Source organism: Pseudonocardia sp. McavD-2-B (genome assembly GCF_024124365.1).
Taxonomy (GTDB): Bacteria; Actinomycetota; Actinomycetes; order Mycobacteriales; family Pseudonocardiaceae; genus Pseudonocardia; species Pseudonocardia alni.
Genome location: NZ_JAMXSG010000290.1, coordinates 1 through 7,023, shown reverse-complemented (window position 1 = coordinate 7,023; position 7,023 = coordinate 1). Strand labels below are relative to the sequence as shown.

The following is a 7,023-nucleotide window of genomic DNA, read 5'->3' as shown; positions in this document are numbered from 1 at the left end:
CAGCCGGGCGCCGCGCCGCAGCCGGGGCCCGGGCAGCAGGCCGGGCAGGGCCCGCAGTGGAACACCGCGTCGGGCTGGGGGCCGCCCCCGGCGGGGCTCGGCAGCGGGCCGCAGGGACGTCCGGCCCGGCCGCGTCAGGTGGTCACCGCGCTGGTCGCACTGGTCGCGGCGGCGCTGCCGTTCGTCGTCATGGGCATCGGCGCGATGTTCGCGACGATCAACGACGCGGTCCTCAACGACACCGGGCTCCCGCGTGCCGACATCGACGCCGCGCTGGCCCAGACCGGTCTGACGATGGATCAGCTCACCCAGTTCGTGCGGGTGATGGGCGGGGTCTTCCTCGTCCTGGCGCTGGTGTGGATCGCGCTGGCCGTCGTCGCGTTCCTCGGGGCCGGTGGTGCCCGGATCGCGCTGGCCGTGCTGGCCGGCGTCTACGGGATCCCGCTCCTGCTGCTCATGGCGCCGACGATCCCGCTGTTCGCGGTACTCGTCGTGGCGCTGTCCGTCGCCGGGGTCGCGCTGCTGTTCGGGCGCCCGGCGAAGGAGTGGTACGCCACCCGCAAGCTCGGGGCCGCGAGCCGGTCCTGACACCGGCTGCGAGACTGGGGATGTGAGCACCGGAAGCGCAGGGACCGCCGTGAGCAACCCGGAACCCGAGGAGTCCGCCCGCCTCTTCGAGCGGGCGACCGAGCTGATCCCCGGCGGGGTGAACTCCCCGGTACGGGCGTTCAACTCGGTCGGCGGCACCCCGCGGTTCATGGTCTCGGGTGAGGGCTGCCGCCTCACCGACGCCGACGGCGCCACCTACGTCGACCTCGTCTCCTCCTGGGGGCCGATGATCCTGGGGCACGCGCACCCGGCCGTCGTCGAGGCGGTGCGGTCCGCGGCGTCGCAGGGGCTGTCGTTCGGCACCCCGACCCCGGGCGAGATCGACCTCGCCGCCGAGATCGTCGACCGGACCCCGGTCGAGCAGGTCCGTCTGGTCAATTCGGGCACCGAGGCGACGATGAGCGCCATCCGGCTCGCCCGCGGCATCACCGGCCGCACGGTGATCGTGAAGTTCTCCGGCTGCTACCACGGCCACGTCGACGCGCTGCTCGCCGACGCCGGCTCCGGGATCGCCACCCTCGGCCTGCCGACCAGTCCGGGCGTCACCGGCGCCCAGGCCGCCGACACCGTGGTGCTGCCCTACAACGACCTCGACGCCGTCCGCCGGGTCTTCGAGCAGCGCGGCGCCGACATCGCCTGCGTGATCACCGAGGCCGCCGCGGGCAACATGGGCGTGGTACCGCCGGTCGAGGGCTTCAACGCCGGGCTGCGCGACCTGTGCCACGCGCACGGCGCGCTGCTGGTGATCGACGAGGTGATGACCGGGTTCCGCGCGTCGCGGCAGGGCTGGTTCGGCTGCGACGGCGTCGCGGGCGACCTCTACACCTTCGGCAAGGTCATGTCCGGCGGGCTGCCCGCGGCCGCGTTCGGCGGGTCGGCGCAGCACATGTCGTACCTGGCCCCGGCCGGGCCGGTCTACCAGGCGGGCACGCTGGCCGGGAACCCGGTCGCCGTCGCCGCCGGGCTCACCACGCTGCGCCACGCCGACGACGCCGCCTACGCCACCCTGCAGTCCCACGCCGACCGGATCGGCGCGCTGGTCACCGCCGCGCTGGACCGGGAGGGCGTCGCCCACACGATCCAGTACGCGGGCACCATGTTCTCCCCGTTCTTCACCGCCGACCCGGTCACCGACTACGCGGGTGCGAAGGCCGCCGAGACCTGGCGCTACCCGGCGTTCTTCCACGCGATGCTCGACCACGGCGTCTACCTGCCCCCGAGCGCCTTCGAGGGCTGGTTCGTGTCCACCGCGCTGGACGACGAGGCGTTCGAGCGGATCGAGACCGGCCTGGCCGCCGCAGCGCGGGCCGCGGCCGCCGCCACCCGTCCGGACGGGGCCTGAGCATGGGTGACCGGACCAGCCCGCCCGCATCGGGACCGGTGACCGTGGTGCACGTGCTGCGCCACGGCGAGGTGCACAACCCCGAGGGCGTCCTCTACGGCCGCATCCCCGGCTACCACCTGTCCGACCACGGCCGGGCCCAGGCCAAGACCGTCGCCGCGTACCTCGACGGCAACGACGTCGCCGCCGTCGTCGCGTCGCCGCTGCAGCGCGCCCAGGAGACCGCCCGCCCGATCGCGGACGCCCACGGCGTCGACATCCACACCGAGGAGGGCCTGATCGAGTCCGGCAACCTCTTCGAGGGCAAGCGGTTCGGAGTCGGCGACGGCGCGCTCAAGCGCCCGCAGGTGTGGCGGCTGCTGCGCGACCCGTTCACCCCGTCCTGGGGCGAGCCGTACCTCGCGATCGCGCACCGGATGCTCGGCGCCGTGCACGCCGCGCGGGCGCTCGCACCCGGCCGCGAGGTCGTGTGCGTGTCCCACCAGCTGCCGATCTGGACGCTGCGCCGCTACCTGACGGGCCGGCAGCTCTGGCACGACCCGCGCCGCCGCCAGTGCGCGCTCGCCTCGCTGACCAGCATCGAGTTCACCGGCACCCGGATGACCGGGCTGCGCTACGCCGAGCCGGCCGGCCCGAGCGGCGCGATGGTGACCGGGGCATGAGACGCCTGCTGCCCGCCCTGCTCGGGCTGCTGCTGCTCGTCGCCGGGTGCGGCGTCGGCCGCGACGCCGCGGGCGGGGGACCCGGCCAGGACTTCCAGTTCGTCGCCCCGGGCGGCCAGGTGCGCATCACCTACGACCCGCCGGAGAGCCGTCAGCCGATCACCGACCTGCGCGGCGAGAGCCTGCTCCGCGAGGGCACCCAGGTCGGCATCGGCGACTTCCCCGACACGGTGCGGGTCATCAACATCTGGGGCTCCTGGTGCGGCCCGTGCCGGACCGAGGCCCCCGAGCTGCAGGCCGTGGCCGAGGCGGCCCGGGGCAAGGCCGTCGTCCTCGGGATCGACGTCCGCGACGACCGGCAGGCCGCCCTGGACTTCGTGACCGACCGCGGCATCACCTACGACTCGATCTACGACGCGCCCGGCCGCACCCTGGCCCGGCTCGACGGCTACCCGCGCAACGTCGTGCCCTCGACGATCGTGCTCGACCGCGACGCCCGGGTGGCCGCGGTGTTCCTGGTCCCGGTCGGGAGCTCGGACCTGCTGCCGCTCATCACCCGGCTCGCCGCCGAGCCGAGGTCCGGTTCGTCCGCTGACCCCGGGTGACCGCGCGGGCGCGCCCCGCCCGGTGAACTACACGCTGTAGAACCCGCCGCGCGGCACCGCGAGCAGGGCTTCTACCCTGGGATGCGATGGACGCGACGACGACGCTGGCGATCTCCGGGCCGCTGCTGCTCGCAGTGCTGGTCTCGGTCGCCGCGGGGCTGGTGAGCTTCGCGTCGCCGTGCGTCGTCCCGCTGGTCCCCGGCTACCTCGCCTACCTCGCCGGGCTCGTCGGCGCGCAGTCCCCGCCGGTCACCCCGGCCGAGGCCACCGAGCGCGCCGCCGCCCGCCGGGGCGGGACCGCGACCGCGCCCGCGGACGGTGTGCAGGACGGCGTCGCGGGGGCCGCCGCCGTGACCGCCGCGCCGGCCCGGGACGACGCCCGCTGGCGGGTCGCCGGGGCCGCACTGCTGTTCGTCGGCGGGTTCACCGTCGTGTTCGGCGCGATCATGGTCGGCGTCGTGTGGCTGTCCGACGTCCTCATCGACAACGAGGCGCTGCTGCAGCGCATCGGCGGCGTCGTGATGATCGTGATGGGGCTGGCGTTCGCCGGTGCCATCCCCGCGCTGCAGCGCGAGTACCGCTCGCACTGGACGCCGCGGGCCGGTCTCGCGGGCGCCCCGCTGCTGGGCGCGGTCTTCGGCCTGGGCTGGGTGCCCTGCATCGGGCCGACGCTGGCCGGGGTGGTCGCCGTCGCCGCCGGTACCGGGGGCGGCTCGGTGCGCGGGATCGTGCTGATCCTGGCCTACTGCGCCGGGCTCGGTATCCCGTTCGTGCTGATCGCGCTGGGCGCGACCCGGGCGGTCCGCGCGCTGGGCTGGCTGCGCCGCCACACCCGGGCGGTGCAGATCGCCGGGGGAGTGCTGCTGGTACTCGTCGGGGCGCTGCTCGTGTCCGGTCTGTGGTCCCAGTGGCTGGTCAAGCTGCAGGTCTCGATCGCCGGATTCACCCCGCCGATCTGATGAGCTCCCCGCCCGACGCCCCGCCGCAGCCGTCCGTGTCGACACCGGACGGCGTGCCCCCGTCGTCGCCGCGGCCCGGGCCGCTCGCCCGCGCGCTGGCGTTCCTGCGCAACACCTGGCGCGGGCTGACCAGCATGCGCACCGCGCTGGTCCTGCTGTTCCTCCTCGCGCTGGCCGCGATGCCCGGGGCCCTGCTGCCGCAGCGGTCGCTGAACGCGTTCCTCGTCGAGGACTTCTACCGCGACAACCCCGCCGTCGCGCCGGTGATCGACGCGGTCGGCGGGTTCGAGGTGTTCGCGAGCCCGTGGTTCGCCGCCATCTACCTGCTGCTGATGATCTCGCTGGTCGGCTGCGTGTTCCCGCGCACCGGCGAGTACCTGCGCTCGATCCGCCAGCCCCCGGTCATGACCCCGCGCAACCTGGCACGGCTGCCGCACCACGCCGAGGGCGACACGACCGCGGGCGTCGACGACGAGCTGGCCAGGGCGCGGCGGCTGCTGCGCGGCTGGCGCACCGTGGAGCGCACCGAGGACGACGGCTCCCGCACGATCTCGGCGGAGAAGGGGTTCCTGCGCGAGACCGGCAACCTCGTCTTCCACCTCAGCCTGATCGGCATCCTGCTCGGCCTGGCCGGCGGCAAGATGTACGGCTACGAGGGCGACGTCATCGTCCGCGCCGACGGCAGCGAGTTCTGCAACAGCTCCATCCTCGGCTACGACAGCTTCCGCGCCGGGCTGCGCGTCGACGGCACCGACCTCAACAACTTCTGCGTGAAGGTCGACCGGTTCGACGGCACCTGGCTGCCGAACGGCCAGCCGTCGACCTTCGGCGCCTCGGTCGGGTTCCAGACCGGGCAGGACGTCCGCGACGGCGTCAGCACCTGGCGCCCCGACGAGATCGCGGTCAACCACCCGCTGCGCACCGACGGCGACCGGGTCTACCTGACCGGCTACGGCTACGCACCGGAGTTCACGGTGACCTGGCCGGACGGGCAGAGCCGCACCGGTGAGGTGCAGTGGCGCCCGGTCGACCAGTCCGGCACCCAGCTGTCGGAGGGGGCGACGAAGTTCGAGCGCCCCGGCATCACCGACCCGGAGCAGCGGCGCACCTCGCAGCTCGCCGTCACCGGGACGTTCGCACCGACCGGCGCGGTCGACCCCGAGGGCACGCTGGTGTCGGTGCACCCGGACCTGCGCTCGCCGACCGCCGACGTCGACGTGCTCCTCGGTGACCTCGGCATCGACGACGGCCGAGGCCAGTCGATCTTCAGCGTCGACCAGAGCAAGATCGACGACGGCGAGCTGCGCTCCGTCGCGACGGCGCGGCTCGGGATCGGCGACACCACACGGCTGCCGGACGGCACGGTCGTCCGGTTCGACGGTGTGACCCCGTGGGTGAACCTGCAGGTGGGCCACGACCCCGGCCAGTCCTGGGTGCTGGCCGCGGCGGTGCTGATGGTCGGCGGCCTCGCGCTGTCGCTGTCGGTCACGCGTCGCCGGTTCTGGGTGCGGGTGTCCCCGCGCGACGGCGGGGGCGGTCACATCGCCCTCGGTGGTCTGGCCCGGACCGACCGGGCAGGCTACGGCGAGGAGTTCGACCGGCTCGCGACCGAGCTGCTCGACCCGACGGACAAGAAGGACGGTTAACCCGAGATGCTCGTCGACCCGACCACCGCGATGTGGAGCGACCGCCTGTTCCAGGCGACGCTCGTCGTGCTGCTGCTGGCGCTGGTGTTCGCGTCGCTGGAGTACGCGGCCCGGCGCGTCGCGCGGGCCGCCGCCCGGAACGAGGAGCCCGCCCCGGTGGGGGCCGGGTCCACGGCGGTCGCGGCGCCCGAGGAGCCCCCGTCCGACGACGGCCGCCGCTCCCGTGCCGACCGCTACGGCCGGATCGGCATCTCGCTGATGGTGCTGGCGGCCCTGACCCACCTCGGGTCGATCGTGCTGCGCGGCTTCGCCGCCTACCGGTGGCCGCTGGGCAACATGTACGAGTTCACCTCGGCGCTGTGTCTGATGGCCGTCGGGGCGTGGCTGGTGCTCGTGCGCCGGCACCCGGGTCTGCGCCCGGCCGGGGTGTTCGTGCTGACGCCGGTCGTGCTGCTCATGTTCGTCACCGGCACCGTGCTCTACCTCGACGCGGCGCCGGTCGTCCCGGCCCTGCAGTCGTACTGGATCATCATCCACGTCACGACGATCACGCTGGCGTCGGGCCTGCTGCTCGTGCCCGGTGTGGCGAGCCTCCTGTTCCTGGTCAAGCGGAACGGGAAGCCGGCGTCGTGGGCCGCGAAGCTGCCGTCGGCGGAGTCGCTCGACCGGCTGGCGTACCGCGTGACGGTGCTCGCGTTCCCGCTCTACACCTTCGGCATCATCACCGGAGCGGTGTGGGCCGAGGCGGCCTGGGGCCGGTTCTGGGGCTGGGACCCGAAGGAGACCGTGGCCTTCGTCGCGTGGGTGCTCTACGCCGCCTACCTGCACGCCCGGGCCACCGCGGGGTGGAAGAACTCCGGTGCCGCGGCCTGGATCAACACGGCCGGCTTCGCCACGATCGTGTTCAACCTGTTCTTCATCAACATGGTGGTGGCCGGACTGCACTCGTACGCGGGGGTGTGAGGCGCCTCGACCACCGGGTTCCGCGCGGCTACCGTCGTTTCCCGTGAGTGAGAACGGTTCCGGCGAGCAGCCCGACGGGTCGGTGGGCCGCTACGTGCGGGAGCGCTGGGCCACGACGGAGTCCCCCGGCCGGTCCTTCGGACGGCGCAGGCGGACCGGCGGTGACGACGCTGCGGAGCCGGTTCCGGAGGCCGGCGCCACGCCGCCGCGGACCCCGTCGGCCGCCGAACGCGCCGC

At 74.1% G+C, this 7,023-nt stretch carries 7 protein-coding genes and 1 pseudogene; all 8 read left to right on the top strand.

The window, feature by feature from the left end; translation table 11 throughout:
• Nucleotides 1-588 (top strand): annotated as a pseudogene (locus NH602_RS26135) (hypothetical protein); the annotation flags it as partial.
• A gap of 49 nt (nucleotides 589-637) precedes the next feature.
• The gene (gene hemL / locus NH602_RS26130) at nucleotides 638-1,951 is read left to right on the top strand and encodes a glutamate-1-semialdehyde 2,1-aminomutase (RefSeq protein ID WP_253069173.1); all 1,314 of its coding nucleotides are present in this window, start codon (nucleotides 638-640) and stop codon (nucleotides 1,949-1,951) included.
• A gap of 2 nt (nucleotides 1,952-1,953) precedes the next feature.
• The gene (locus NH602_RS26125; RefSeq protein WP_073576563.1) at nucleotides 1,954-2,613 is read left to right on the top strand and encodes a histidine phosphatase family protein; all 660 of its coding nucleotides are present in this window, start codon (nucleotides 1,954-1,956) and stop codon (nucleotides 2,611-2,613) included.
• On the top strand, nucleotides 2,610-3,218 hold the full coding sequence (locus NH602_RS26120) for a TlpA disulfide reductase family protein (protein WP_073576562.1): 609 nt from the start codon (nucleotides 2,610-2,612) through the stop codon (nucleotides 3,216-3,218). The genes NH602_RS26125 and NH602_RS26120 overlap by 4 nt, the downstream gene beginning before the upstream one ends.
• An 86-nt stretch (nucleotides 3,219-3,304) precedes the next feature.
• Nucleotides 3,305-4,177: a cytochrome c biogenesis CcdA family protein gene (locus NH602_RS26115; RefSeq protein ID WP_073576561.1), complete on the top strand. Its 873-nt coding sequence runs from the start codon at nucleotides 3,305-3,307 to the stop codon at nucleotides 4,175-4,177.
• Complete coding sequence (locus NH602_RS26110) at nucleotides 4,177-5,823, top strand: cytochrome c biogenesis protein ResB (protein WP_253069172.1); 1,647 nt, start codon at nucleotides 4,177-4,179, stop codon at nucleotides 5,821-5,823. The genes NH602_RS26115 and NH602_RS26110 overlap by 1 nt, the downstream gene beginning before the upstream one ends.
• 6 nt (nucleotides 5,824-5,829) lie before the next feature.
• Nucleotides 5,830-6,786 (top strand): c-type cytochrome biogenesis protein CcsB, encoded by a 957-nt coding sequence (ccsB, locus tag NH602_RS26105; protein ID WP_073576559.1) that lies wholly within the window; start codon nucleotides 5,830-5,832, stop codon nucleotides 6,784-6,786.
• 43 nt (nucleotides 6,787-6,829) lie between these two features.
• On the top strand, nucleotides 6,830-7,023 hold a 194-nt coding region (locus NH602_RS26100; RefSeq protein ID WP_253069171.1), incomplete at its 3' end, for a hypothetical protein.

Coding starts and splice junctions, on each gene's coding strand:
- NH602_RS26125 (WP_073576563.1), top strand. CDS start 1,954: ATGGGTGACCGGACCAGCCCGCCCGCATCGGGACCGGTGACCGTGGTG.
- NH602_RS26120 (WP_073576562.1), top strand. CDS start 2,610: ATGAGACGCCTGCTGCCCGCCCTGCTCGGGCTGCTGCTGCTCGTCGCC.
- NH602_RS26115 (WP_073576561.1), top strand. CDS start 3,305: ATGGACGCGACGACGACGCTGGCGATCTCCGGGCCGCTGCTGCTCGCA.
- NH602_RS26110 (WP_253069172.1), top strand. CDS start 4,177: ATGAGCTCCCCGCCCGACGCCCCGCCGCAGCCGTCCGTGTCGACACCG.
- ccsB (WP_073576559.1), top strand. CDS start 5,830: ATGCTCGTCGACCCGACCACCGCGATGTGGAGCGACCGCCTGTTCCAG.